This is a genomic window from Brachybacterium sp. SW0106-09, from assembly GCF_001293905.1.
Classification (GTDB): Bacteria; Actinomycetota; Actinomycetes; order Actinomycetales; family Dermabacteraceae; genus Brachybacterium; species Brachybacterium conglomeratum.
In genome coordinates this window covers 64520-89984 of record NZ_BCAK01000056.1, presented here as the reverse complement: position 1 = coordinate 89984, position 25465 = coordinate 64520, and the positions used below count along the sequence as shown (strand labels likewise).

The 25465-nt window shown below is 72.6% G+C and carries 25 protein-coding genes and 1 pseudogene; 14 read left to right on the top strand and 12 right to left on the bottom strand.

What is annotated here, in order from left to right:
• Positions 1–785: 785 nt before the first annotated feature.
• The 4 genes from Y09_RS15400 to Y09_RS15385 are packed head-to-tail and all read left to right on the top strand — an operon-like array spanning position 786 to position 4746.
• On the top strand, positions 786–2153 hold the full coding sequence (locus Y09_RS15400; protein ID WP_053918746.1) for an aspartate kinase: 1368 nt from the start codon (positions 786–788) through the stop codon (positions 2151–2153).
• Positions 2150–3262 carry an aspartate-semialdehyde dehydrogenase gene (locus tag Y09_RS15395; protein ID WP_082358914.1) on the top strand — a complete coding sequence of 371 codons (1113 nt, stop codon included), beginning with the start codon at positions 2150–2152 and terminating at the stop codon, positions 3260–3262. The genes Y09_RS15400 and Y09_RS15395 overlap by 4 nt, the downstream gene beginning before the upstream one ends.
• A gap of 19 nt (positions 3263–3281) precedes the next feature.
• Positions 3282–4193: a TetR/AcrR family transcriptional regulator gene (locus tag Y09_RS15390; RefSeq protein ID WP_053918745.1), complete on the top strand. Its 912-nt coding sequence runs from the start codon at positions 3282–3284 to the stop codon at positions 4191–4193.
• 34 nt (positions 4194–4227) lie between these two features.
• Positions 4228–4746 carry a PRC-barrel domain-containing protein gene (locus Y09_RS15385; RefSeq protein WP_053918744.1) on the top strand — a complete coding sequence of 173 codons (519 nt, stop codon included), beginning with the start codon at positions 4228–4230 and terminating at the stop codon, positions 4744–4746.
• Here the strand turns inward: Y09_RS15385 and Y09_RS15380 are convergent.
• Positions 4743–5729: an IS481 family transposase gene (locus Y09_RS15380; RefSeq protein WP_053918743.1), complete on the bottom strand. Its 987-nt coding sequence runs from the start codon at positions 5727–5729 to the stop codon at positions 4743–4745. The two genes, Y09_RS15385 and Y09_RS15380, sit on opposite strands and share 4 nt — an antisense overlap.
• Positions 5730–5798: 69 nt before the next feature.
• A complete protein-coding gene (locus Y09_RS15375) occupies positions 5799–6527 on the bottom strand; it encodes an alpha/beta fold hydrolase (RefSeq protein WP_053918742.1) in 729 nt (242 codons plus the stop codon).
• A 74-nt stretch (positions 6528–6601) separates the two neighbouring features.
• Here Y09_RS15375 and Y09_RS18255 point away from each other — a divergent pair.
• Together Y09_RS18255 and Y09_RS15370 are read left to right on the top strand one after the other, a co-directional pair.
• Positions 6602–6775 (top strand): annotated as a pseudogene (locus Y09_RS18255) (HTH domain-containing protein); the annotation flags it as partial.
• Between the two features lie 66 nt (positions 6776–6841).
• Entirely contained in the window at positions 6842–7294 is a 453-nt protein-coding gene (locus Y09_RS15370; protein WP_371440371.1) for a helix-turn-helix transcriptional regulator, read from the top strand.
• A gap of 37 nt (positions 7295–7331) precedes the next feature.
• Here the strand turns inward: Y09_RS15370 and Y09_RS15365 are convergent, their stop codons facing one another.
• Positions 7332–9551, bottom strand: coding sequence for a potassium transporter Kup (locus Y09_RS15365; protein WP_082358913.1), 2220 nt, complete (start codon positions 9549–9551; stop codon positions 7332–7334).
• Between the two features lie 47 nt (positions 9552–9598).
• Here Y09_RS15365 and Y09_RS15360 point away from each other — a divergent pair, with 47 nt between their 5' ends.
• The 6 genes from Y09_RS15360 to Y09_RS15335 all read left to right on the top strand — a co-directional run bounded on the left by Y09_RS15360 (position 9599) and on the right by Y09_RS15335 (position 16046).
• On the top strand, positions 9599–10174 hold the full coding sequence (locus Y09_RS15360; protein ID WP_053918740.1) for a TetR/AcrR family transcriptional regulator: 576 nt from the start codon (positions 9599–9601) through the stop codon (positions 10172–10174).
• 32 nt (positions 10175–10206) lie between these two features.
• Positions 10207–11523 carry an ROK family transcriptional regulator gene (locus Y09_RS15355; RefSeq protein WP_234695766.1) on the top strand — a complete coding sequence of 439 codons (1317 nt, stop codon included), beginning with the start codon at positions 10207–10209 and terminating at the stop codon, positions 11521–11523.
• Between the two features lie 224 nt (positions 11524–11747).
• Positions 11748–13166: a phosphoglucomutase/phosphomannomutase family protein gene (locus Y09_RS15350; protein ID WP_053918738.1), complete on the top strand. Its 1419-nt coding sequence runs from the start codon at positions 11748–11750 to the stop codon at positions 13164–13166.
• A complete protein-coding gene (locus tag Y09_RS15345) occupies positions 13163–13960 on the top strand; it encodes a sugar phosphate nucleotidyltransferase (RefSeq protein ID WP_053918737.1) in 798 nt (265 codons plus the stop codon). The genes Y09_RS15350 and Y09_RS15345 overlap by 4 nt, the downstream gene beginning before the upstream one ends.
• Positions 13957–15210, top strand: a complete 1254-nt coding sequence (locus tag Y09_RS15340; RefSeq protein ID WP_200716839.1) for a galactokinase family protein — start codon at positions 13957–13959, stop codon at positions 15208–15210. The genes Y09_RS15345 and Y09_RS15340 overlap by 4 nt, the downstream gene beginning before the upstream one ends.
• 128 nt (positions 15211–15338) lie before the next feature.
• Positions 15339–16046, top strand: coding sequence for a hypothetical protein (locus tag Y09_RS15335; RefSeq protein WP_053918736.1), 708 nt, complete (start codon positions 15339–15341; stop codon positions 16044–16046).
• 10 nt (positions 16047–16056) lie between these two features.
• Here Y09_RS15335 and Y09_RS15330 read toward each other — a convergent pair whose 3' ends face one another.
• Together Y09_RS15330 and Y09_RS15325 are read right to left on the bottom strand one after the other, a co-directional pair.
• Positions 16057–17181 (bottom strand): adenosine deaminase, encoded by a 1125-nt coding sequence (locus Y09_RS15330; protein WP_053918735.1) that lies wholly within the window; start codon positions 17179–17181, stop codon positions 16057–16059.
• Between the two features lie 127 nt (positions 17182–17308).
• Positions 17309–17776 (bottom strand): hypothetical protein, encoded by a 468-nt coding sequence (locus Y09_RS15325; RefSeq protein ID WP_053918734.1) that lies wholly within the window; start codon positions 17774–17776, stop codon positions 17309–17311.
• A 221-nt stretch (positions 17777–17997) separates the two neighbouring features.
• Between Y09_RS15325 and Y09_RS15320 the strand changes: the two genes are divergently transcribed.
• Positions 17998–19956: a sigma-70 family RNA polymerase sigma factor gene (locus tag Y09_RS15320; protein ID WP_053918733.1), complete on the top strand. Its 1959-nt coding sequence runs from the start codon at positions 17998–18000 to the stop codon at positions 19954–19956.
• Positions 19957–20062: 106 nt separating this feature from the next.
• Here Y09_RS15320 and Y09_RS15315 read toward each other — a convergent pair whose 3' ends face one another.
• From Y09_RS15315 to Y09_RS15300, 4 genes are all read right to left on the bottom strand, one after another.
• On the bottom strand, positions 20063–20704 hold the full coding sequence (locus Y09_RS15315) for a CoA transferase subunit B (protein WP_053918732.1): 642 nt from the start codon (positions 20702–20704) through the stop codon (positions 20063–20065).
• Position 20705: 1 nt separating this feature from the next.
• Entirely contained in the window at positions 20706–21434 is a 729-nt protein-coding gene (locus Y09_RS15310; RefSeq protein ID WP_053918731.1) for a CoA transferase subunit A, read from the bottom strand.
• Positions 21435–21554: 120 nt separating this feature from the next.
• The gene (locus Y09_RS15305) at positions 21555–22331 is read right to left on the bottom strand and encodes an OBAP family protein (protein ID WP_053918730.1); all 777 of its coding nucleotides are present in this window, start codon (positions 22329–22331) and stop codon (positions 21555–21557) included.
• Positions 22332–22345: 14 nt separating this feature from the next.
• Complete coding sequence (locus Y09_RS15300; protein ID WP_053918729.1) at positions 22346–22537, bottom strand: hypothetical protein; 192 nt, start codon at positions 22535–22537, stop codon at positions 22346–22348.
• 522 nt (positions 22538–23059) lie between these two features.
• Here Y09_RS15300 and Y09_RS15295 point away from each other — a divergent pair.
• Positions 23060–23776 (top strand): TetR/AcrR family transcriptional regulator, encoded by a 717-nt coding sequence (locus Y09_RS15295; RefSeq protein WP_234695765.1) that lies wholly within the window; start codon positions 23060–23062, stop codon positions 23774–23776.
• Between the two features lie 42 nt (positions 23777–23818).
• On the opposite strand, the gene Y09_RS17360 is transcribed toward Y09_RS15295, so the two are convergent.
• The 3 genes from Y09_RS17360 to Y09_RS15280 form a co-directional block, all read right to left on the bottom strand.
• Complete coding sequence (locus tag Y09_RS17360; protein WP_148639692.1) at positions 23819–24208, bottom strand: hypothetical protein; 390 nt, start codon at positions 24206–24208, stop codon at positions 23819–23821.
• 76 nt (positions 24209–24284) lie between these two features.
• Positions 24285–24422, bottom strand: a complete 138-nt coding sequence (locus Y09_RS15285; RefSeq protein WP_200716837.1) for a hypothetical protein — start codon at positions 24420–24422, stop codon at positions 24285–24287.
• 261 nt (positions 24423–24683) lie between these two features.
• Positions 24684–25415, bottom strand: a complete 732-nt coding sequence (locus Y09_RS15280) for a GAF and ANTAR domain-containing protein (RefSeq protein ID WP_053918726.1) — start codon at positions 25413–25415, stop codon at positions 24684–24686.
• Positions 25416–25465 lie beyond the last annotated feature (50 nt).

Below are 25465 nucleotides of genomic sequence, written 5' to 3'. Positions count from 1 at the left end.
CGAGCCTCTGCGGTCGTGAACACGTTCCATCGCAGCGAGTCGGGCAGCGGACGGAGGCGGCGTGGCATGACTGGAGACTGCCGCGACGAGGCGGTCGCTGCGTCCGCCCTCCACATCTCTCCGGTGGGCGGTGCGGGAGCCCTGGTCAGGAAGGTGGACCCTTCCTCCCCAGTCCCTCTCCGTCCGGCCTCCCCCATTCCTCCCCGTCGTCAGGCACTACGAGCGTCACTGTCGCCGCTGACCGGTCTCCCCGAGGCAGGGGCGCACGCCGTTGGTGCGCTTCCGTCGAGTCGAGTCGTAGATATCTATCGGTACAGCGCCCGATATCGATGCCTTCCTACGTCTCGACGGGGTTCTGGGGCCGGAGCTCTCCGCCGCGCCCCGTGCGGGCCGGTCTCTCGGCCTGGCCGACGTCGCTCCGTGTCCTGCCCGCCGCCACCCGCCGCGCCCCGGCCCGCACGGCCCGCTGCCCCGCCGCGCCCGGGGCGGTGTTGCGCCGGTCACGTGCGCGAACCGTCCTGACCTGGCCCCCTGTCTCGAATGACGAGGTCACTGGGGCTCAGGGGAGCCGTCTTCGTAGACTGGCCTGCGTGTCGCGACGGCGTCACCGGATCGTCCGGGACGAGCGGTGTCCGGCGGGAGGCGTGCGTCTGCGCCGCTCCCGCGAGCCCGGCTCGGACCGCACGGCACGGGGCGTCCGATCGGCTCGAGCGGACCCGCGACAGCGGATGTCCGCGCACCCACGCACGATCCGCACCGCCCCCGACAGTCAAAGGAACCCGCTCATGAGCCTGGTCGTCCAGAAATTCGGAGGATCCTCCGTCGCTGACGCCGACTCGATCAAGCGCGTCGCGCGCCGCATCTCGATGTACTCCCGGGCCGGACACAAGGTGGTCGTGGTGGTCTCCGCGATGGGCGACACCACCGACGACCTGATCGACCTCGCCGAGCAGGTGAGCCCGAACCCGCCGCCGCGCGAGATGGACATGCTGGTCACCGCCGGTGAGCGGATCTCGATGGCGGTGCTGTCGATGGCGCTGAACGACACCGGCGTCCACGCCCGCGCCTACACCGGCTCGCAGGCCGGGCTGATCACCGACGAGGTGCACGGAAAGGCGCACATCCTGCGCGTCACCCCGGGTCGGATCGAGGAGGCGCTGGAGGAGGGCGCGGTCGCGATCGTCGCCGGATTCCAGGGCGTCTCGCAGACCACGAAGGACATCACCACCCTCGGCCGCGGCGGCTCGGACACGACCGCCGTCGCGCTCGCCGCGGCGCTCGAGGCGGACGTGTGCGAGATCTACTCCGACGTCGACGGCGTCTTCACCGCCGATCCCCGCATCGCGCCGGCCGCGCGCCGCGTCCCCGTCATCTCCAGCGAGGAGATGCTGGAGATGGCCGCGAACGGCTCGAAGATCCTCATGGCGCGCAGCGTCGAGTACGCGCGCCGCTACGGGGTGCCGCTGCACGTGCGCTCCTCGTACTCGGGCCGGCTCGGCACGATCGTCACCGACGAGCCCGAGCGCGAGATCCCGATCGACCCCGACGTCACCCTCCGCCCCGCGGACGCCGCCCGTCGCGACGCCGCCGACCCGACCAAGGAGCTCCCCATGGACGACATCGCAGCACCGGGCCTCGAGGCGCCGATCATCTCGGGCGTCGCCCACGACCGCAGCGAAGGCAAGATCACCGTCGTCGAGGTCCCGGACGCGCCGGGCAAGGCGGCGCTGCTGTTCGACGTGGTCGCCGGGACCGGCGCGAACATCGACATGATCGTGCAGAACTCCTCGACGGTCGACGACACCGTCGCGATCTCCCTGACCCTCCCGGAGTCCGACGCCCCCGCCGCCCTCGAGGCGATCGAGCAGGCGCGCGAGGCGATCGGCTTCACCGAGGTCCGCTACGACGACCAGATCGGGAAGGTCTCCATCGTCGGCGCCGGGATGCGCGCGCACCCGGGCGTCTCGGCGACCCTGTTCCGCTCGCTCGGCGAGGCGGGCATCAACATCGACATGATCTCCACCTCGGAGATCCGCATCTCCGTCGTCACCGAGCAGTCGCGGCTCGGCGACGCGGTGCGCGTGATCCACACGGCGTTCGGCCTCGACGCCGAGCAGACCGAGGCCGTGGTCTACGGAGGGACCGGACGATGAACACCACCAGCACCCCCAGCTCCACCACCGCGCCCGACTTCTCGGGCACCCCCGGCTACGCGGCCGACGGGCCCGTCCTCGGCGTCGTCGGCGCCACCGGCCAGGTCGGGCGTGTGATGCTCGCCCTGCTCGCCGACCGCTCGGTCGCACACTCCGCGATCCGTGTGTTCGCCTCCGCCCGCAGCGCCGGCAGCACCGTCTCCTATGCGGGTCTCGACCTCGTGGTCGAGGACGCGGAGACCGCCGACATCACCTCCGAGGGGCAGCGGCTGGACGTCGCGATCTTCTCCGCCGGCGGCTCGACCTCGAAGGCGCTCGCGCCCCGCTTCGCCGAGGCGGGCGCCGTGGTCGTCGACAACTCCTCGGCCTGGCGCCGTGACGAGGAGGTGCCGCTGGTGGTCTCCGAGGTGAACCCGGAGCAGATCACCGCCCCGGAGCGCGGCATCATCGCGAACCCCAACTGCACCACCATGGCGGCGATGCCGACCCTGAAGGCCCTCCACGACGAGGCGGGCCTGGCCCGGCTGAAGGTCGCCACCTACCAGGCGGTCTCCGGCTCCGGCGTGGCCGGTGTCGCGGAGCTCGCCGCGCAGGTCAGGAAGGGGGTCGACCACGTCGAGGAGCTCGCGCTGGACGGCTCCGCGGTGGATCTGGGCGAGCCCGAGGTGTACCAGGCGCCGATCGCGTACAACGTGGTCGCACTCGCCGGGAACCTGATGGACGACGGCACCGGCGAGACCGACGAGGAGCAGAAGCTCCGCAACGAGTCCCGCCGCATCCTGGGCCTGCCGGACCTGCCCGTCTCCGGCACCTGCGTCCGCGTGCCGGTGATGAGCGGCCACGCCCTCGCGATCCATGCCGAGTTCGATCAGCCGATCACCCCGGAGCGGGCGCGCGAGCTGCTCGAGGCGGCGCCGGGCGTGACCGTCGTGGACCTGCCCACCCCGCTGATGGCGGCCGGCAAGGATGGCACATTCGTCGGCCGCATCCGACAGGACGCCTCGGTGCCGGGCGGCAAGGGGCTGATCCTCTTCGCGGTGGCCGATAATCTTCGCAAGGGGGCGGCGCTGAACGCGATCGAGATCGCGGAGCTGATCGTCTCCCGCTGATGACGAAGGAGGAACGCCGATGACGAGTGTCGTGACCAACGGGTCCCTGGGGGCCGGGACGGGACCGGTGCCGCCGTCGGCGGTCTTCTCCGATCGGGCCGGCGAGGAGTCGCCGTGCCGCGCGGGCGGCGGGGCGCTCGAGGAGCCGCTGGGCCGGGTCCTGCGCAACCTCGACACCCTCACCGAGTCCCAGGACGGGCTCGGCGCGGGCCTCGAGGGCGCGCCCGGCGCCTCGGCCGACGGGGCCGCACGGGTGACCGTCGGGGCCGGCACGACCATCGGCTCGGGCACGGCCGACGGGGCCGTCGCAGCCGAGGGCGCGACCGCCGCCGAGCCCTCGCGGCGGGAGATGATCCTCGACGCCGCCTCGGCCCTGTTCGCCGAGCGCGGCTACGACGGCGCGAGCCTGCGCGACATCTCGCGCCGCGTGGGGATCTCACATCCCGGCATGCTGCACCACTTCTCCTCGAAGGACGTGCTGCTCGGCGCGGTGATCGACCGGATGGAGGCGCATGCGCAGGGGCTGCTGGACTCGGCCGACTCGATCGCCTCGTCGCCGGAGACGCTGATCGCGGCGCTGGGCGGTCCGTGGGATCCGCGCAAGCACTCGATGGCGCTGCTGGCGACGCTGTCGGCGGAGATCGTGGACCCCGGGCATCCCGGCCGCTTCCGCATCGCCCGGCTCCGACTGGTCCACGAGCACGTGCTGGAGCGCGTGTTCGGCGGCCTCGGCGAGCAGGGGCGTCTGGTCGCCGGGGCCTCGCCGAAGTTCCTCGCCCGCTCGCTGTTCTCCCTGCTGCTGAGCCTGACGGTGCGCGAGCACACGGTCCGCGAGCTGCAGAAGACGTCCGACGCGGACCCGATCGAGGACGTGCAGGAGTTCGTGCGGCTCTGCTGCGTGACCGACCGAGCGCCGGAGCCCCGTCGGTAGACTCACTGGGCGTGACCCCCTGCGAGGAGACCCGATGAGCGCCGAGCGCACCCCGGAGGATCGCACCTCCGGCCTCACCGGCGGGCCGGAGCCCGAGGACGCGCGGGACCAGCCCCTCGTCCACCACTGGGCGCCGGGCCTCCAGGCGCTCGCCGGGCTTACCGTGCGCGGCAGCGACGACCGGGTCGTCGGCCGGGTGCGCGACGTCTACCAGCACGATGCGAGCGGCGAGCTCGCCGCGCTCACCGTGATGCCTCGCCAGCTGAGCTCGCGCACCGTGATGATCCCGGCCGCGGCGATCGGGGGGCTGACCCCGCCGGGGGCGAGCCCCGCCCCGGACAAGGACGCGGTGGTGCGCCTGCGCGTGGACGCGGCGACGGCGCGGGCCGGGAGGCGCCCGCCCGCGACCGCGCACGTCGGCCCCGAGGAGCTGCGCGAGGCCGCCGCGGCGCTCGGGCTGGTGGCCGAGGACGCCGCCGGCCCGGACGACGGCGGGGCCCCGGACCGCGGGCACCACGTCGAGAGCTCCGCCCTCGAGGACGAGCCCCGCTAGATGTACTGACCGGGCACGTTGATCAATCGTGAGGAGGGCGGCTGGTTGCCGCAGGCGGTATGCGGACGGTGTTCGTTGTACTGGTGCAGCCAGTCCGGCAGGGCGTCACGTCTTTCTTGCTCGCTGGTGTAGCAGCGGGCGTACGCCCACCCGTCGGCCATGGTCCGGTGGAAGGGTTCCACTTTTCCGTTGGTCTGCGGCCGGTACGGACGGGTCCGCTTCGGGGTGATCGATAGGGCCTCGCAGGTGTCGCGCCACAGGTGTGACCGGTATGCCCCGCCGTTGTCAGACAGCACCCGTTCGATGGTGACACCGCGGTCTGCGAACCACTCGACCGCCCGGTGCAGGACGGCGACGGCGGTGATGGCGGTCTCGTCGTCGTGGACCTCGGTGTACGCGACGCGGGAGTGGTCGTCGATGACGGTGTGCACGAACGCGTACCCGAGCTTTGGGTTGTGCCACTTGCTCTTCGGCTTCCCGGGCGTGGCGGCGCGGTTGCGTTCGCCTTGGAGTCGGCCGACATAGCGCCAGCCGCCGCCGTCGGGGATATTCCCGAGCTTCTTAACGTCCACGTGCACCAGCGAGCCGGGATGGGGGTGTTCGTACCGGCGGATCGGCTCGCCGGTGGCACGGTCGACGTAGGACAGCCGGTTGAGGCGTGCCGTCGTGAGAATTCGGTGCACCGTCGATGGTGCGATGCCGAGTCGAGCGGCGAGCTGAACTGGGCCTTCGCGCAACCGCATTCGCAGGCTGACGCACCGCTTGGTCACCGTCTTCGGGGTCTTGTTCGGCGACACCCTCGGGCGCGAAGACCGGTCTTCCATGGACTCGCCGGCGAGGTAGCGGTCGGCCCACCGCTTCACCGTCGGCCAGGACACCTGGAACCGAGCGGCCACCTCGCTGATCGGCCAGCCATCCTCGACGACGAGGCGAGCGACCTGCAGGCGGTGGCGGGGTGTCAGGGCGGCGTTCTTGTGGCTCATGGGGGCTTTCGGAACGGGATGGAGGGGGTCAGCGGCAGTGGCTGACCCCCTTCATCGGTGACGAGGAACTCAGGAGGCGAGAGCGGCGGCGGCGATCGCGTTGGCCAGATCTTCGGAGCGGCTCCACATCGGCCAGTGCCCAGTGGGCAGGTCGACGATCTGGACGTCGATCAGGTCGTTGACGGCGGCGAACATGGGGTGTCGTGCCTGGGCCAGCTCAAGGACCTGGTTGGACGGCAGGGAGCAGCAGATCAGGGTGGTCGGCACACTGTGGCGCCGATCATTGGTCAAGGAGACCGTGGCGCGGGCGACACCTGCAGGCTCGGGGACAGCGCGCGCGCGGAAGGTCTTGAGCTGACTGTCGCTGAGCCCTTCTAGGCTGGCCTGCTGACCGAGCGTGTCAAAGTCGGGCAGCGGGAGCTCCTCGATGTCCTGCGGGAGCTCCGGCGCGAAGGCTCCTCCGTCTGGCATGGGCCCGGAATCGACCCAGATGACCCGGCGGAGCAACTGGGGGGTTCTGTCCGTGACGGTGCTCACCGCGGCGTTGGCGCCGCTATGCCCCACGAGAACGACGTCGCCGCCGGCCTGTTCGACAAGGGCCTGGAGGGCATCGACCTGGTCCTGCAGAGTGGTGTTCTTCCGATTGGGATCCTGCTCGTCGAGGCCCGACGGAGTGATGGCCTCGACGTCGAGCCCCTGCTCCTTCAGGGCGGGCACCACGTCATCCCAGGCCCAGGCGCCTAGCCAGTAGCCGGGAACGAGGATCACGTGCGGTTGGTCCGTTGCGTTTGATGTCATGTGCTCGATGCTGGCAGGGCTCCTGGACAACGGAGTGGCACTATTTATGACATGAATATGGCGATGGTTTCCTGATGAAGCGTTCGGAACGCCTCCACGCGCTGTCGGAGGCCCTCAGGCGCAGCGGGAAGCGTGGGAGGAGTGCTGGGGGACTTGCCCGTGAGTTCGGGGTGTCTGTCCGGACCATCAAACGAGACCTGACGGCACTCGAAGCTTCCGGGGTGCCGCTGTGGTCCCGCCCTGGTCCAGGCGGCGGGTACGGGATCGTAGAAGGTGGCTCCCTGCCGCCGATCGCGTTGTCACCGGCTCAAGCCTTGGCACTGCTGGCAGCGGTCAAGGCCGCACCCGATGCGCCGTACTCGGATCTCGCGGCAGCCGCCGTCCGCAAGATCATGGATGTCCTCGACCCGCACACTCGCGAGCAAGTGAGCGAGCTCGCTCAGCGCGTCTGGGTCGACTCGCCCCCCAGCTCCTCTCGGTCCGTCCTCTCGACCTGCGAACAGGCCATGACAGATCAACGAGTGCTGCGCATCCACTTCGTCTCCGCCGCTGGCGAGCACACCCGTCGCGACGTCGAGCCCATTCTGTTCGCCAGCACCCGTGGTAGCTGGTACCTCATCGGGTGGTGTCGACTGCGCGGCGCTGTGCGGTGGTTCTCTCTCGACCGCATTCGCAAAGCTACGCTCACGCGCCATCCATGCTCGGGCCACACCGTCGACGAGATCGGCACACCACCGGACACCTCCGCCAGCGTCACCTTGGACTGAACTCGATCGGGTCGATCAACGTGCCCGGTCAGTACAGCTAGAGCACCGTCTCGGCGCCCATCACCACGGTGCGCGACGGCGGCAGATGCAGCACCTGGGTGCGGTTCGCGGAGCCCTTCTCGAGAAGGCGCACGAGCCGCTTCTGCCAGCGCGGCATGACTGGCTCCTGCCCGGCCTCGATGCGGAACACCGACAGCACGTACATCGCCTCGTCCGCGTCGACCGCGAGCGCGGGCAGATGCCGCCGGCAGTCGTCGGGGCAGTCCGCCTCGTGCGGGTGCCCGAGCAGCGCGACGGCGGTGCGCAGCGCGGAGGGGACGTCCTGCGAGTCGTGGAAGCCGACCAGGTAGGTCACCTGCACGATCCCCGGCCCGATCTCGCGGGCATGGACCCGGTCGTCGCGGTGGGCGTGCGGCACCCCGATGTGCTTCATCGTCACGATGACGACGTGCTCGTGGAGCACCCGGTTCATCTCCACCCCGGTGCGCAGCGCGAGCGGCACGGTGGTCGGATCGCCGTGCGGGTAGACGACCAGGCCCGGCACCCGTCGCACCGCGCACTCGGGACCGGCGACGAACTGCTCGAGCGGCCCCTCGAGCTCCCGTCGGCGGCCGAAGAGGATCCGAGCCCCGCGATGCCACACCAGCATGATCGTGGTGAGCGCGGCGGCGATGACCAGCGAGATCCAGCCTCCGGCGGGGATCTTGACGATGTTCGCGGCGAGCAGCAGCAGCTCGAGCCCGCCCACGACCGCCGCGAGCGCCACCACCTGCCACAGCGGCCGGTGCAGGATCCGTCGCGCGTACAGCAGGTACAGCGCGAGCACCAGCAGGATCGTCGCGGTGACGGCCAGGCCGTAGGCCGCAGCGAGCGCCTCGGAGCGGCGGAAGACGAGCACCAGGGTGACCACCCCGGCGAAGAGCAGCAGGTTGATGGCGGGGAGGTAGACCTGGCCGCCGTGCTCGAGGGAGGTCTGGGTGACCTTGAGCCGCGGCAGCAGCGACAGCCGCGTCGCCTGCCGCGCCACCGAGAACGCCCCGGAGATCACGGCCTGGGAGGCGATCACCGTCGCGACGGCCGAGAGCGCCACCAGCGGGATCCGCAGGGCCTCGGGCACGAGGGTGAAGAAGGGGTTCGCGATCGCGGCGGGGTCGGCGAGGATCAGCGCGCCCTGGCCCAGGTAGTTGATCACCAGCGCCGGGAGCACCAGCGCGAGCCAGGCGACCGCGATCGGGCGGCGCCCGAAGTGGCCCATGTCGGCGTACAGCGCCTCCGCGCCGGTGATCGCGAGGACCACCGCGCCGAGCGCGATGAACGCGACGAAGGGCCGGTCCGCCATGAACGCGATCGCGTGGTGCGGGGACAGCGCGCGCAGGATCGAGGGGCCGGCCAGCAGGTGCGGCAGCCCGATCGCGGCGAGGGTCAGGAACCACAGCGCCATCACCGGGCCGAAGAACCGCCCGATGCCGCCGGTGCCGCGGTGCTGCACGGCGAACAGCGCGGTGAGCACGATCAGCGCGCCGGGCACGATCACGGCGTTGGGCACCGCGGCGGCCGCCTCGATGCCCTCGAAGGCGGAGAGCACGGAGATCGCCGGGGTGATCACCGAGTCGCCGAAGAACAGCGCCGCGCCGACCACGCCGAGCACCAGCGCGACGGACGCCTCGCGCGGACCGACCCCGCCGGGCCCGTGCAGCTTGCGCAGCACCAGCGCGGTGAGGGCGAGGATGCCGCCCTCGCCCTGGTTGTCCGCCCGCATGATCAGGCCGATGTAGGCGAAGGTCACGATGATCAGCAGGCACCACACGACCATCGAGATCACCCCGAGCACGTCGGCCTCGGTGGGGGCGACGGCGTGGTGGTGGAGGCTGAACACGGTCTGCAGCGCGTACAGCGGGCTCGTGCCGATGTCGCCGAAGACCACGCCGAGCGCGCCGAGCGAGGCCGCGGCGAGCGGGGTCCTGGAGCGGGGCATGCCGCGGTGGTCGAGATGGTGATGGCTGTGCGGGTGGTCGTGGGGCGCGGCGGGGGAGCGCGTCGCGGCGCCGGTCGGCGGGATCGCGGTCGACGGGGAGATCGGCCCGGCCGACGGGGAGCTGGGGCCGGCCGATGGGGTGTCCGGGCCGGCCGACGGCGAGGGCGGCGCGGCCGGTGGGGGAGGGGCCTGCGAGGCGGGCTCGTCGGCGGGAGGGGTTCGCTCGGGATCTGGGGTGAGGGGCTCGTCGGAGCGGGGCGAGCTCGAGGTGTCCTCGTGCACGGAGCGAAATGATGCCACCGCCGCGCCCCGATGCACCCTCCGGGAGCGTGCGGGTTCTGCTCCGTGCGTCACATCCCGCGCCAGATGACTCACACGAGCGCACCCGCGCCGCGATCCTCGACGCCGCCGCGAGCATGATCGTGGAGCACGGCAGCGGGGTGAGCCTCGCGGACATCGCTCGGCGGGCCGGGGTGTCCAAGGGGGCGCTGACCCATCACTTCCCGCACCGCCTCGAGCTCGAGAAGGCCCTCGTCCGCCGCTCCAACGAGCAGTTCTGGGCAGATGCGCACGCCCTCGTCGACCTCTCCGAGAACCGTCCCGGCAAGCTGCTGCGCGCCTACGTGCGCGCCCTGACCGCACCGGACTCGCGGGCGGCCGAGATCTTCTCCCCGTCCTCCCTGCTGACCGTCCTCGGCGACCGCCCGGGCATGGAGGAGCTGGTCGACGAGGACGCGGCGCGCTGGCGCGAAGCGCTCTCGGCCGACGGCTTCGACCCGGCCCAGGCCCTCGTGGTGCGCCTGGCCAGCGAGGGGCTCGCGATGAACATGGGCACGCCCTACGCGACCGCGCAGGAGCGCGAGCTCGCCCACGCCCGCCTGCTCGAGCTGGCCGAGCCGCGCTGATCGCGCTGGCCGGCCCGTCTACGATGGCCGCCATGACGTCACCGAGCCGACCCGTGCGCGGGGCGGCGGACGGGACGCCCGGCCCCGCCGCCTCGGCCGGTCGCGCCGCCCCGGTGGGACACGCCGCGATGCGCTCGGCCAACCTGAGCCTGCTGCTGCGCCACCTCCACGCCCGCGGCGGCCGCTCCCGTGCCACCCTCGCCCAGGAGACCGGGCTCTCCAAGGCCTCGGTGACCTCGCTGATCGGTGACCTCGCCGAGCGCGGGCTGGTCCAGGAGGGGCGGGTCGAACGGCGCGGCACCGTGGGCCGGCCCGGCACCGAGGTGCGCATCGACCCCGGTCACGTCGCCGGCATCGGCCTCGAGCTCAACGTCGACCATCTCGCGGTGACCCTGCAGGACCTCGGCGGCCAGGTGCGCTTCCGCTCCTCCGCCCCGACGCCCGTGGTGGACGGCCAGGACGGCCGCTCGCACCCGGTCGCTCCCGTCCTGGACCTCGTCGCGCAGCAGCTGCGCCAGACGCTCGAGGCCGCCGCAGCGCAGGGCCTCTGGGTCGCCGGGGCCACCATCTCCCCGCCCGGCCCCGTGGACTACGCGGGCGCGGGCGTCCGCTTCGCCTCGAACCTCGGCTGGTCCGGCGTCCCACTCGGCGAGGAGCTCGCGAGGCGCCTCGGTCCGGACATGCCGCCGCTCTCGATCGAGAACGACGCCAAGCTCTCCGCGCTCGCCGAGGCGCCGCGCCTGGCCCGGCAGGGGATCACCGACCTCGTCTATCTCACCGGCGAGATCGGCGTGGGCGCCGGCATCATCGCCGACGGACGGCTGATCCGCGGCTGGTCCGGGTTCTCCGGCGAGGTGGGGCACATCGGCCTGGACCCCGCCGGGGCGGCATGCCGCTGCGGGCGGCGCGGCTGCTGGGAGACCCTCGTCGGCTTCGACACCGTGCTGGCCGTGCTGGACCCCGACGATCCCGCGCGGTCGGGCCACCTGCCCCTGCAGGAGCGGCTCCGCCGGCTCCGGGGCCTGCTCGACGCCGGGGACGAGCGCCTCGTGCAGCGCTTCCGGACCCTGCCGGGCGATCTCGCGCGGGGGGCCGGGGTGCTCGTGGACGTGCTGAACCCGCAGGCCATCGTGCTGGGCGGCTTCTTCGGTGCTTTCGCCGACGTGCTCGTGCAGCCGGTGCAGGAGGCGCTGGACGCGCGGCTGCTCACCCCGGACGGACGGGTGGAGGTGAGCGCCTCCGCGCTCGGCCTCGACGCGGCGGCGATCGGCGGCGCCGACATGGCCCTCGAGCGCGTGCTCGCGGACCCGCTCCTCGCCCCGGTCCTCCCCACCGGCGCCTCCCGCTGATCACCCGTCGCGCGGGGTCCGGCAGCAGGTTTTGCTGCCCTGGCGACTCATCCGGGCTCCCACATGGGTCGTGGCGGTACAGAAGGCGGGCGGCCGACGTGCGGCCAAGCCGGTGCGCGCCCCGTCCGTCGGGCGGCCCGCCCGGCTCCCGCGGTTGACACGTGGGCCGCCCGGCCCTAGTTTGTTCACAACGTGAACGTTTGGGGCTTCGAGGAGGAACCACCATGATCAGCTTCGGCACCGGCGGCTGGCGGGCCATCATCGGCGACGAGTTCACCCGCGAGAACGTGCGCCTGCTCGCGCAGGGCCTCGCCGATCGGATGCACGCCGAGGGCGTCGTCGAGCGCGGGCTCGTGATCAGCTACGACCGCCGCTTCCTCTCCGACGTCGCCGCGTGGTGGGCGATCGAGGTGCTCGCCGGCAACGGCGTGCCCGTCCGCGTGATCACCCGTCCCGTGCCCACGCCGATGTGCATGTGGACCGTGCGGCAGACCGGTGCGGCCTACGGCATCGCCGTCACCGCCTCCCACAACCCCGCCCTCTACAACGGGCTGAAGATCTTCACCGAGGGCGGGCGCGACGCCGAGCTCGAGGTCACCGACGAGCTCGCCGCCCACACCGCGACCCTCGACCCCGCGGACGTCCGCTCGCTGGCCCCGTACGAGGTGCGCGACTCGGAGCTCGTCACCCGGCAGTCCTCGATCAACTGGTATCTCGACGCGATCATCGAGCAGCTCGACCTCGAGGTGATCCGTCACGCGCACCTGAAGATCGTGCTGGACCCGATGTTCGGCGTCTCCCAGACCTCCCTGCAGACGGTGCTGATCAGCGCCCGCTGCGAGGTCGAGGTCATCAACGCCCGGCACGATCCGCTGTTCGGCGGGCGCATGCCCTCCCCGGCGGAGGGGTCGATCTCCCCGCTGCGCCAGGCCGTGCTCGAGCGCGGCGCCGACCTCGGCATCGCCACCGACGGCGACGCGGACCGGCTCGGCATCATCGACGACACCGGCGCCTACATCAGCCCCGACCAGGTGCTGGTGCTGCTGTACGAGTACCTGCTCACCGGGAAGGGCTGGACCGGCCCTGTCGTGCGGAACATGTCCACCACCCACCTGCTGGACCGGGTCGCCGAGGCGCACGGCCAGGAGTGCCACGAGGTGCCCGTCGGCTTCAAGTGGATCAGCGCGAAGATGGCCGAGACCGATGCCGTGATCGGCGGGGAGTCCTCCGGCGGCCTCACCGTGCGCGGCCACATCCCCGGCAAGGACGGCATCCAGGCCGCCGGGCTGCTGGTGGAGATGGTCGCCCGCGCCGGCAAGCCGCTCTCGGAGATCTACGCGGACATCGCCCGGCGCTACGGCTCCCTCGTGATGGAGGAGGCCGCCTACGAGTACACGCCCGAGCGGCGCGAGGAGCTGCAGCGGAGGATCTTCGTAGAGCACGAGCTGCCCGCCTTCGACCGCGAGATCGAGCGGATCTCCTGGACCGACGGCGGCAAGGTGTACTTCGCGGACGGTTCCTGGCTCACGATCCGCTTCTCCGGCACCGAGCCCGTGATCCGCGTGTTCTCCGAGGCGCAGACCGCCGAGGAGGCCCAGCGGCTCTCCCGCACCGTCGCCGAGCACTACCGTCTGGGGGCATGACGATGATCGACACCGCAGTGGTCCTGGCCCGGGGACTCGGCTCCCGCATGCGCAAGGAGGGCGCCGGCGACCTCACCCCGGAGCAGGCCGCGGCCGCCGCCTCCGGCCACAAGGCCCTGATGCCCATCGGCCCCCACCGCCTGATCGACTACTCCCTCTCGGCCCTGGCCGACGCCGGCATCCGTCGCGCCGTGCTCGTGGTCGCCCCGGAGCACGAGGAATTCGCCCGCCACGCCCGGCAGCTCGCGCCGCGCCGGCTCGAGATCGGCTTCGCCGTCCAGGCCGAGCCGCAGGGCACGGCCGACGCCGTCGCCTCCGCGCGCGACGCCGTGGGCGAGCGGCCCTTCGTGATGGTCAACGGCGACAACCTCTACCCCCGCGACGGGATCGCGTCCCTGCTCGAGCAGGAGCGCACCACCCTGCTCGGCTTCGAGCGGACCGCGCTCGTGGAGCACTCCAACATCGCCGCCGACCGGGTCGCGGCCTTCGCGATCGTCGAGCACGAGGACGGCGCGCTGCGGCGGATCCTCGAGAAGCCGACGACCGAGCAGCTCGCCGCCGCCGGCCCCGACGCCCTGGTCAGCATGAACGCCTTCGTCTTCCAGCCGGAGATCTTCGAGGCCTGCGCCGCGATCGAGCCGTCCGAGCGCGGGGAGCTCGAGATCGTCGACGCCGTCCGCGCCCTGCCCGATGTGCGCGTGCTGCCCTTCGCGGGCGGGGTCCTGGACCTCTCGCGCCGCGACGACATCGACGAGGTCGAGCGCCGCCTGGCCGGCGTCGAGGTCGCCCTGTGAGCGGTGCGGCGCGCTGGACCATGCCCGGCCGCATCGAGGTGCTCGGCAAGCACACCGACTACGGCGGCGGCCGCGTGCTGGTCTGCGCCGTGGACCGCGGCGTCACCGTGCACGCCGAGCGGATCGACGGGCCGACGGGAACCCTCCGGGCGAGCACCGACGCCTACCCGGGCACGCTCCGCCTCGCCGCCGGCACCGCCCCGGACCTGCCGGCCGGGCACTGGGGCCGCTACGTCCACACCGTCATCGAGCGGCTGGGGGCGAACTTCGGTCCGCTGCCCGCCGCGCGGCTCACGATCACCTCGGACCTCCCGCCCGCCTCCGGCATGTCCAGCTCCTCCGCGCTGCTGACCGGCACCGCCCTCGCGCTCGCCGACCTCGCGGGCCTGCCCGCCACCGAGTCCTGGACCTCGCAGATCCCCGACCGGGTGGCGCTGGCCGGCTACGCCGCCTCGATCGAGAACGGGAGGACCTTCGGGGCCCTCGCCGGCCGGCCCGGCGTCGGCACCAGCGGCGGCTCGCTGGACCACACCGGCATGCTCGCAGGCCACGACGGCATGATCTCCTACGCCGAGTTCGACCCGATGCGGATCCTCGACCAGGTCGCCCTGCCGGAGGGCTGGTCCTTCGTCGTCGCCGTCTCCGGCGTGCTCGCCGAGAAGACCGGCGCCGCCCAGGCCTCCTACAACCGCGGCCCCGCCCTGCTCGGGCAGATCCTCGAGCGCTGGAACCGGGAGACCGGCCGGGCCGACGCCTCGCTGCAGGGGGCGCTGCGCTCCCTGGTGGGGGAGGACCTCGCCGCTCCGCTCGCCGAGGACGAGACCCGCTGGGAGCCGCTGCGCCGCCTCGCCGCCGAGGGCGCCGAGCGGGACCGGCTGGACCAGTTCCTGCTCGAGTCCGCGGTGCTCGTGCCCCGCGCCCATCGCGCCCTGCGCGGCGGCGACCTCGACGCCTTCGCGGCCGCGGTCGACGTCTCCCAGCGCCTCGCCGAGACGCACCTCGGGAACCAGGTCCCCGAGACGATCGCGCTGGCCCGGCACGCGACCGCGCTCGGGGCCCGGGCCGCCTCCTCCTTCGGCGCCGGCTTCGGCGGGAGCGTCTGGGCGCTGGTCCCCACGGCCGACGCCGACGCCTTCGCCGCGGACTGGATGGACCGCTACCGCGCCTCGGGCACCGCCCCGGAGGGTGCGTCGGCGCTGGTCACCCGCCCCGGCGCTCCCGGCAGGCGGGTCGATCCGGTCGCGGGCTGAACCGGGCTCGATGGCTCGGGCCGCCTGAGCCGGGCGCCCGACGGGGCGCCGACGCAGAGGCTGCCCGAACGATGAGTAGACTCCGTGGTCGTGGCTGTGCGCGGAGAGCTCCGAGGTGCAGGAGCGGGATGAGGATCCTGGTCCTGACCCATTACTACGCCCCCGAGTACGGGGCTCCCCAGCGCCGCTGGTCCGCGCTGGTCAGCCGCTTCATCGCGGCGGGTCATCGCGTCACGGTCGCCGCCCCCGTCCCGCACTATCCCTCCGGTCGCCCGACGGTCGAGCAGCGGCGTGACCACCGGGTCGGCGGAGCGGAGCACGGCGCGCACGGAGAGACCGTGCTGCGTACCGCCTACCTGCCGCATCGCGGCGACATCGGGACCCGCACCGCGGACCACCTGGTCGCCGCCCTCGATGCCCTGTGCCGTCTGCGTCGACGCTTCGGCCGCCCGGAGGACCGGCCGGAGGTCATCGTCGCGACCGCCCTGCGTAGCAGCGTCGTGGCGCTCGGCAAGCGGGTAGTGCACCGTCAGGTCACCGACTGGCAGACCGAGGCGTATGCCGTGGTCACCACCACCTCCCGCTTCGCGACCGGCCGCCATGTCACCGCGCTTCTGGAGGGGGAGGCCGCGGACATCGTCCGCGATTCCGGGGCCGGGGACGTCCTGCCGCCCGAGGACGTGGCGGCGTTGGTGGAGCTGTGGCGCGGACTAGCCGCGGACCGCTCCCGCACCGCGGTGCGGGCGAGCGGGCGGGACTGGGTGAGCGAGCACGCCGATGACGACGAGCTCGCACGCACCTATCTGGAGATCCTGCGCGAGGTCGTCGCGGACTGATGCGGCCCGATCAGCCCGCTCGCCGCGCCGCCGCGTAGGCGGGACGCACGACCTCCTCGCGCAGCGCCTCGCGCTGAGCGGCCGGGGCGAAACCGCTGTCGAGCGCGGTGAGCGCGACCTGCTCGAGCTCGTCGACGCCCCAGTCCAGCGCCTCCGCGACCAGCGCCGTCTCACGGGTGGTGCCGGTGCGGCTCATCAGCCGGTTGTCGCTGCTGAGCGCGAGCGCGAAGCCAGCCGCGTGGAGGCGGCCGACGGGATGCTCCGCGATCGTCCGGGCGATCCCGGTCTGCAGGTTCGAGCTGGGGCACACCTCCAGGCAGATCCGCTCCCGGTGGACGCGCTCGGCGAGCGGGCCGAGGGCGTCGCCGTCGTCGGCATCGAGGTCCTCGACCAGGCGCACCCCGTGGCCGAGCCGCTCGGCGCCGGTCTCCAGCGCGTCGGCGATCGAGGCGGGGCCGTCGCCCTCCCCGGCGTGGAGGGTGACGCGCAGCCCCTCGGCCCGGGCACGGGCGAACTGCGCACCGAAGCGGGAGGCGGGGAAGCCGGCCTCGGGGCCGGCGAGGTCCAGCCCCACCACTCCTGCGGAGCCGACGGGCGCCCCGGGGCGCGGGCCGTCGGCTCGCCGCGCGAGCGCGATCTCCACCAGGTCGCCGCCCGGCTCGAGATGGCGCAGGTAGCACAGCAGCTGGCCGACCATGATCCGGCCGCCGCGGGCCTCGACCGCCGCGACGCCCTCGTCGAGCCCGTCCTGCACGGCCTGGACCGCCTCGTCGAGGCTCATCCCGCCGGCCGTGTGCTGGTGCGGTGCCCAGCGGGTCTCCGCGTACACGACCCCGTCGGCCGCCATGTCCTCCACGAACTCGCGCGCGATCCGGCGCAGGTGCGCGGCGGACTGCATGAGCGCGACGGTGCGCTCGAAGGTCGAGAGGTACTCGGGCAGCGAGCCGGAGTCCGCGGCGTCGTGGAACCAGTCGGCGACCTGCTGCTCGGTGACCTGCTGGGCGTCCGCGCCCGGCGGGTCGATCCCCAGCTCCCGGCACAGGTCGATCACGGTCGCGGGGCGCAGCCCGCCGTCGAGGTGGTCGTGCAGGACGACCTTGGGCAGGGAGCGGACGAGGTCTCGGGGCAGCGGCATCCCCGCAGGATACGCGGCGCGAGGAGCGGGCCGGCCGGGCGCTGTGGCGGCCCGGCCGGCCCTTCCCGTCGACCCCGGCGGATCCCCATCCAGAGGCCGGGTCGACGCACCGGTGCGGCCTCGCCCGTCAGGAGGCGGCGCCCTTGCGGTAGCCGCTCGCCACCAGATGATCGGCGAGGCCCTCGACGTCCGTGATCGTGGCGGCGGCGCGGCGCAGATCGCCGACCAGCGCCTCTGCCGCCGGGGTGCGGACCGGCGGCGCGAGCGCGGCCTCGAGCGCGCGGTCCAGCGCTTCGCGGGCCGCGGGGTCCGCCTCGCCCGGCAGGCCGCTCTCCCGAGCGAAGACCTCCCAGGCCCTCTCGCGCATCTGGTCGGTCAGGCGGGTGCCCGCCTGTGAGGTGCGGCGGACCAGGGCGGAGAGGGTCCCGCCCTCGACCTCGAAGCCGCGGTCCACGACGGACCGCACCACATGGGTGGGGAAGGGGCCGACGGTCACCTCCTCGGGGCCGCTGGTGCACGTGATCCACGTCGACTCGTCGCGGATGTAGATCGTCAGGGCGTCCCCGTCGACATCCGTCAGCTCGATGTTGCTCATGACTCTCCTCAGGTTCAGGGCCGGGCCGCCCCCGGTGGGCGCCCTGGCCGTTCCACGCGCCGGAACGTGCTTCGTGACGCGCGTCGCCGGATTCATGACCCACTGGTGACTTTTCGCGCAAATGGGACATCCTGGGGCAAGTCGCCCGTGGTCCTCCTGAGGGCCGTCGGCGACGTCACCGGTGGAGCCGAACGTCGCGGCTCCGAGAAGGGAATGGCCGAATGCTGACGGAGTCGGAGTCGGAGTCGGAGCCGGGTCCTCGCCGCCGCGGCGGCGCCTCCGAGGCGCTCTCCGAGGACGCCCTGCTCGACGCCGTGCGCGCAGGCGACACGGGCGCCTATGCGGAGCTGTACCACCGCCATCATCACGAGGCGCTGCGCCTGGCGCGGAGCCTCCCCGGTCACCACGACCCCGACGACGTCGCGCAGGAGGCGTTCTTGAAGATCCTCAAGTCGATCCTGCGAGGAGCGGGCCCGCGCCGCGGCTTCGCGCCCTATCTCATGCGGGTGGTGCGCAACGAGGCCGTGGACCGCGGCCGCCGCGCCCACGAGGACGCGGTCGAGGACCTCGAGCGCGCCGCGCCGGGCCGCCTCGTCTCCTCCGACGGCGTGGACGAGCTGTTGAACCGCCAGCTGGTCCGCACCGCCTTCGCCCGCCTGCCCGAGACGTGGCAGCGGATCCTGTGGCTGACCGAGGTCGAGGGGGAGACGCCCCGGGCTCTCGCCCCGCAGCTGGGCCGCAGCCCGAACGCCATCTCGCAGCTCTCCCGCCGGGCGCGCGAGGGGCTGCGTGCCGCCTGGCTCGAGGCCCATCTCGACACCGCCCGTGCGTCCCCGCTCTGCCGCAGCACCGCCCGGGGTCTCGACGACCTCGAGCGCGGCCGCCTCACGCCCGTCCGGGCCGCGGGCGTCGAGCGGCATCTCGCGGCCTGCCCGCGCTGCGCCGCCGCGCGCGAGGAGCTGCGCGGCCTCGCCGTGCAGATGCGCTCGGTGCTGCTGCCGGTGGTGCTCGGCTCGCCGCTGCTGCTCGAGCACCTCACCTCCGACGTGGCCGCCGTCGGCCCCGCGGCCGACGGGGCTCCCGCACCGCGCACCGCGCTGCGCGCCCTCGAGCCGGTCGGGGCCGGGGGCGGCGGTCCCGGCGCTCTCCGGTCCGCGGTCTCCGCCCACGCCGGGGCGCTCGCGACCGCCGGGGCCATCGCCGCCGGGGTCGTCGGCGGCATGGTGCTGCTGGACCCCTCGAGCGTGAGCGGCCCGGTGCTGGGCACCGCGGCGACCTGGACCGACGAGGACGAGCCCGAGGAGGGCGAGGGGACCGCGGCCGGCCGGGCGCAGGACGACGCTGCGACGACCGGATCCCCGTCCAGCTCGGGCGGCACGGGGACGGCAGGGGCGACGCCCGCCACATCCGACGGCACCACGGCCCCGGTGCAGGTCCCCGCGGTCGACGAGGACCAGGCAGGCACCACGACGACCGCGAGCGGCACCGCCGACGAGGGCCCCGCCCTGCCCGACTCGCCGACCGGTCTCGCGCCGATCGGGGCGGGCCAGGAGACCGGCGCCCCGTCCGCGACGCAGGCCCCGGGAGGCGGCGCGACCGAGGAGGGCGCGGCGCCCGGATCTCCCACCGCTCCCGGCGGCGCCGAGGACGGCGCGACCGGCGGGACGACGCCCGAAGGCACCCCGACGGGCACCCCGGCGACGGACGGACCCTCGACGGGCACGCCCTCGGACGGTGACCCCTCGGACGGCGAGACCCCGGCGGACGGCTCCCCGTCGGGCGGCGGCACGTCGGACGACCCGGAGAAGGATCCGGCGACCCGCCCCACCCCGCCGGATCGCCTCGCGCAGGTCCCGCTGCCCGGCCTGCCCCGGCCCACCCTCCCGCCCGGGGACACGGACCCCGAGATCGTGGTCGGCGAGGGCGCCGCCGGAGGGCCCGGCGGCGGCACCTCGACGGAGGGCACTCCCGTCCAGGACGGCTCCGGGGGCAGCAGCGGGCAGATCATCATCAGGCCGATGCCGCCGCAGTCGGGGCCCAGGCCCGGGCCCATGCTGCCCCCTGGGTCATCAGGGCCGGGGCTGCTGATCCCGCTCCCGAGCAAGCCGCCCAGCGACTCCCCGCCGCCCAGCGACGGCGGCGGGGAGACGGGCGGCGGTGAGGCGCGCGTGGAGGGCTGACCCGCATCCGGCCCCGTCGGTCGGGCCGTGCGCAGGCCCGGCCCGGGAACGTGCGCTGGCTCCGGACCGGCCCGTGCGCAGGACCGGTCCGGGCGCGCGGCAGCCCTCAGCCCGCGAGGCGGACGGTGAACTCCGGCTCGGTGACCTCGCGGACCTCGTCCTCGGTGACGCCGGGGGCGAGCTGGGTGAGGACGAGTCCGTCGGCGGTGACGTCGAGGACGGCGAGCTCGGTGATGATGCGGTTGACGACGCCCACGCCGGTCAGCGGGAGCGTGCATTCGTGGACGATCTTGGCGGTGCCGTCCTTGGCGGCGTGCTGCATCATCACGATGACGCGGCGGGCGCCGGCGACGAGGTCCATCGCGCCGCCCATGCCCTTGACGAGCTTGCCGGGGATCTGCCAGTTGGCGATGTCGCCGGTGGCGGTGACCTGCATGGCGCCGAGGATCGCGGTGGCCATCTTCCCGCCGCGGATCATGCCGAAGCTGGTGGCGGAGTCGAAGATCGCGGCGCCGGGGCGGAGGGTGATGGTCTGCTTGCCGGCGTTGATGAGGTCGGGGTCCTCCTCGCCCTCGTAGGGGAAGGGGCCCATGCCCATCACGCCGTTCTCGGACTGGAGGGTGATGTCCACGCCGCCCGGGAGGTTGTTGGCGACCAGGGTGGGCATGCCGATGCCGAGGTTGACGTAGTCGCCGTCGCGCAGCTCGGCCGCGGCGATCGCGGCCATCTCGTCACGGGTCCAGGCCATGTCAGGCCACCTCCTGCTTCTGGTCGGCCGCGTCGGGGCGGGGGCGGGTGGTGCGCTGCTCAATGTCCTTGGCGGCGGTGGAGCGCATCAGGTGGTGCACGAACACGCCGGGGGTGTGGATGTCGTCGGGGCCGATCTCGCCGGGGTCGACGAGGTGCTCGGCCTCGGCGAAGGTGGTGCGCCCGCACATCGCGGCCAGGGGGTTGAAGTTCCGGGCGGTGAGGCGGTAGCGGAGGTTGCCGTAGGTGTCGGCGGTGTGGGCGTGGACGAGGGCGATGTCGGCGTCGATGGCGCGTTCGAGGACGTAGTGGCGGCCGTCGAACTCGGCGACGGGCTTGCCCTCGGCGATCGGGGTGCCGTAGCCGGTGGCGGTGTAGAAGGCGGGGATGCCGGAGCCGCCGGCGCGCATCCGCTCGGCGAGGGTGCCCTGGGGGACGAACTCCACGTCGAGCTTCCCGTCGATGTACTGCTGCATGAAGTACTTGTTCTCGCCGACGTAGCTGGAGAGGACCTTGTCGATCTGGCCGTTCTCCAGCAGGATCCCCAGTCCCTTGCCGTCCACGCCGAGGTTGTTCGAGGCGACGGTGAGACCGCCGACCCCGCTGTCGCGCACGATCTCGATGAGATCGCTGGGGATGCCGCACAGGCCGAATCCCCCGACCGCGATCGTCATCCCGTCGCGCAGCGTCTCGCCGAGCACGGCGGCGATGTCGTCCGAGACCTTGGACATCGATGTCCCTCCTGTCAGTCGGTGCGCCCGGTGCCGGGGTCGGCGACGGTGCCGACGGCGGGGCGGATCTGCCCCGAGCCTATGCGTCGGCGGGGCGGTGTCGCGGGGATCGCGCCGACGTCAACCGTCCCGATCGGGCCAGGGAGCCGGTGACGCGTCCGGTGCCTCCTCGTGGTCGTGCCCGGGCGCCGCCTCCCGCACCCCGGGGATCGGGGTCGTGCCGGAGAACTCGGACGCGAGGGCGTCGACGCCGTGTTGAGGATGCGCTCGGTCGAGCAGCTGCTGCCGCCGCTCCCGGGTCGCGTCGGGGTCCAGGCCCAGGACCCGGGCGCGATCGGAGGCGAGGCCAGGGTCGCCTTCGCCGTCGCGGTTGAACGACCACATCAGCATCGGGTCGCCCAGGGGGAGCGGATGCCCGCCTCCCGTGTCATGCCGTCCCGTGTGCCAGGTGTGCCAGGTCTTCCCGTACGAGTTCACCAGCTCGGCCATGAGCTGCTGCTCCGCGAACGCCGGCAGGCCCGGAGCGATGAGCTGACCGGAGAGGATCTCGTAGTTGTGCGGGTGCCAGTACCCGCGCTCCTCCTCGGGGAGGCTCCCGAACAAGGACTCGGAGACGATGTACTCGATGCCGATCAGATTCGCCTCGGAGGTGTTGCCGTCGAAGAGGACGCACTGGATGAGGTCGTCGTCGACGACCTTGCAGTAGTGATGGGCCTCCATCTGCATGTCCGGCGAGTCCTTCGCAGGATGGAAGCCGACGAGGTAGGCGTCGAACCCGCGCAGCGGGGCGGCGGACTGGAGGGCTCTGGCGCCGAGCTGGAGCGCGGCGAACTTCGGGCCCTTGGCGGTCCCCGGGGGACGCAGCGGTGGGGGCCGTTGCGGGATGCCGATGCCCATGGGTCCTCCTCTCCTCAGCGGTTCGGCTCGCCCTCGGCCTGGGAGGGGCGGCGGGAGCTCGGATCGTCGGGCTCGGTGCCGGACTGGGCGGCGTCGGCTTCCTCGTCGGCGCCGCTCGAGGGCTTCTCCTCCTCCTGCGCCTCGCCCTCCGCCTGGGAGGGGCGGGCCGGGTTCGGGTCGATGTGCTCGTGCTGGTTCTCGGTCATCGTGCTGACTCCTGTCGGTGTCGGTGTCGGTGTCGGTGTCGGTGTCGGTGTCGGGTGGTCGTGTCGGGCAGGGGTGGGGCGTTGTGGACGCGCGAGATCTGGTACAGGCCCAGCAGCATCGCCCCGAGCGGTGCCCGCTGTTCCTCAGCGCGTCGACATCGGTGGTGAGGCAGAGGGGGCGGTAGGGAACCGGTCGGCCCGACCTTCGGCGGGTCTCTCGGAGTCGTGCGCTCTCTCGCACGCTACGCATGCACTCGGTCGCTGAGAAGGACACGGACCGATCGGATCGTGACCGGGTCGGACCGGACCAGGGAGGACCGGCGTGGATGGCGAGTGGACGCAGCCGGTCATCGACCCCGCGAGTCGCGAGCTTCCGTGCAGGTGATCGTGGAGAACGGGCTGCGTCCGGGCGGATATGCAGTAATCTGCCACCACGGCGTCATGACATCGATCGCGGTCGGCGCCTGCAGCCAGGTCGTCGGCTGCCGCCTCGGCCCCGCGGGACCACAGATGAGGAGAACGATGTCTGCACAAGGATCCACGGTCGACAGTCCGGAGGCCCCGCAGCCGATCGCGAAAGGGTCGGGCGCCACGACGTCGGCGAGACCGGCCGGTGAGGAATCCCCCGAGATCCGCACCGGTGCTCGAGGACGCCGCGAGGAGATCATCGACGGTGCGGCGGAGATGTTCGCGGACCACGGCTATCACGGCTCCAGCCTGCGCGAGATCTCGAAGCACATCGGTATCTCCCACTCCGGGATGCTGCACCATTTCGACTGCAAGACCGCGTTGCTGGACGGCGTGATCGACCGGCTCGAGGAGCACGCCCAGAGCGCACTCGACCGCGCTCCGGAGCTGCGCGCGAGCCGGCGTGCGCTGCTGCAGGGGCTGGTCGAGCTCTGGCACCCCGCTGCTCTTCCCATTCGTCTGCTCGCCACGCTGGATGCGGAATCCGTCAGCGAGGACCACCCCGGTCGCTACCGGATGGCCAGGCTGCGGAAGGTGCACGAGCACATCCTGGAGGACTGCTTCACGAGCTTCGCCGAGCAGGGGCTCCTGCGTGCCGGAACGGATCCGGCTTTCGCCGGCCGCGCCCTGTTCGCCCAGGTGCTCAACCTCGCCGTCCGTGAGAAGACCGTGCAGCCGCTGCAGCACCGCTCCCACGACGATGCGCCGCTGAAGGACCTCGCCATGCAGGTGGACATCTTCTTCCTCGAGGAGCAGCTCTCGGTCGATTGACGGCGGTGTGCTCCTCGGCTGCCCTGCCCTCGCGGACGTGACTCAGCGGTCGTCCCGATAGCGGTCGGAGAGGGCGCTCTCGTCGGCGCCCAGAGCATCGAGGGCGGAGCCCAGCCCCGGCGGCATGTCGAGGCGCACCACCTGGTTCACCGCACCGAACCGGCCGAGGCGCAGCAGAACGTTGCCCGCCGTCCGATCCACCTCGACAGCGAGGAGCTCGCCGGTGGCGTCCTGACCCACCAGGATCTCTCCCTCGTCGACCGAGCAGGGTTCGCCGGCACGCAGCTCGAGTTCATGCCTGCCGCATATCTCGTACTCGAAGCTACCGGCGGAGTACCACGTCTGCGGTGGTGCCGTGCATCGACGGACCTCGCATATGCGCGGGAAGATCTCGGAGTTCTGATGTTTGTGAAGTGTCATGAAGGCTTCCACTCTCCCCGGTCCAGAGGTCCGCGGACGTTCGGAAGGGTGCGCCTGCCTTCCGGCACAGGACGATGAGCGCCTGCGGTCAGCCCTTGTCGCGGTGCGGCAGGCCTCCCTGCTCCTCGAGCCTGAGCGAGATGCCGATGGCGAAGAAGGTCGGTGCCCACTCGTCGACGAACAGGCCCCACCGGTCGGCCTGTGCGCGGGAGGCCTCGGCCTTCATCGCCGACATCCCCCATGCGGACGAGGGAGAGGCCGAGGGAGACGAGGCCGGTGGCGTACATGTGGTTCGCCATCACGCCCACCTCCTCGAGGAGGCGATGTTCGGATTCTGGGTTAGTGCATACCACCCTGGCACGCTCGGGTCCCGACCAGAAGGGGCCGGACCGATCGTATGGATATCGAACGTGCGGTCGACCATGACGTGGTGCCCGGTCCGGAACCGCATGCCGTCCGCGTCCCTCGGGCACCCGCAGGAGCCGTCCTACGCGCGGAAGTGGTTCTCGAGGTAGTCCGGGTCCAGGGACGAGAGGAGCTCGACGGCGAGATCGCGGAGCTTGACGTTGCGGTGGTTGGAGGCGTCCTTGAGGATGCGCATCGCCTCGGCGTGGGTGCAGCGGTTCTGGCCCATGATGATCCCCGCCGCGAGGCTGATCGCCGTGTGGGAGCTCATCGCGGCGTGCAGGTCGTGCTCGGCCTCGCGATGAGAGGCCAGGCGGATGGCGAGACGCAGGGCGCCCGAGGCCCGGTCGACCTCCTGCTGGATGCTCGCGATCACGTCCGCCTCGAAATGGTGGGGCGCGGGGGAGTAGACGTTCAGGCCGGCCCAGGCATCGTCGTCCACCTCGAAAGGGACGCCGAGGATGGAGCGCACGCCCTGTTCCGCGGCCGCGGGGAGATAGTCCGGCCACCGCGTGTCCTCGCGCACGTCGCCCACTCTGATCACGGTGTCCTCCCGGATCGCCGTCATGCAGGGCCCGTCGGTGAAGCTGTTCTGCAGCTCGTCGAGGGCTTGCGCCTCGAGCCCGGAGGCCGCGGCGGTGCTCGCCTTCCTCTTCCGCAGCAGAGTCACCGCGCACCACGCCGGGGCGTCGCCATCTGAGATCTCCCGAGCGAGCATCGCGGTGAAGTCCTCGAGGAACGCGGAGATGTCGTCGCTGTGCAGGAGAAGATCCTGGAGCTCCTGTCGATCCATCGCGACTACATCATCGGTCATCTCGGCTCCGTTCTTGCCGTGCGGGTGATCGGTCGTGGCCCGGGACGACC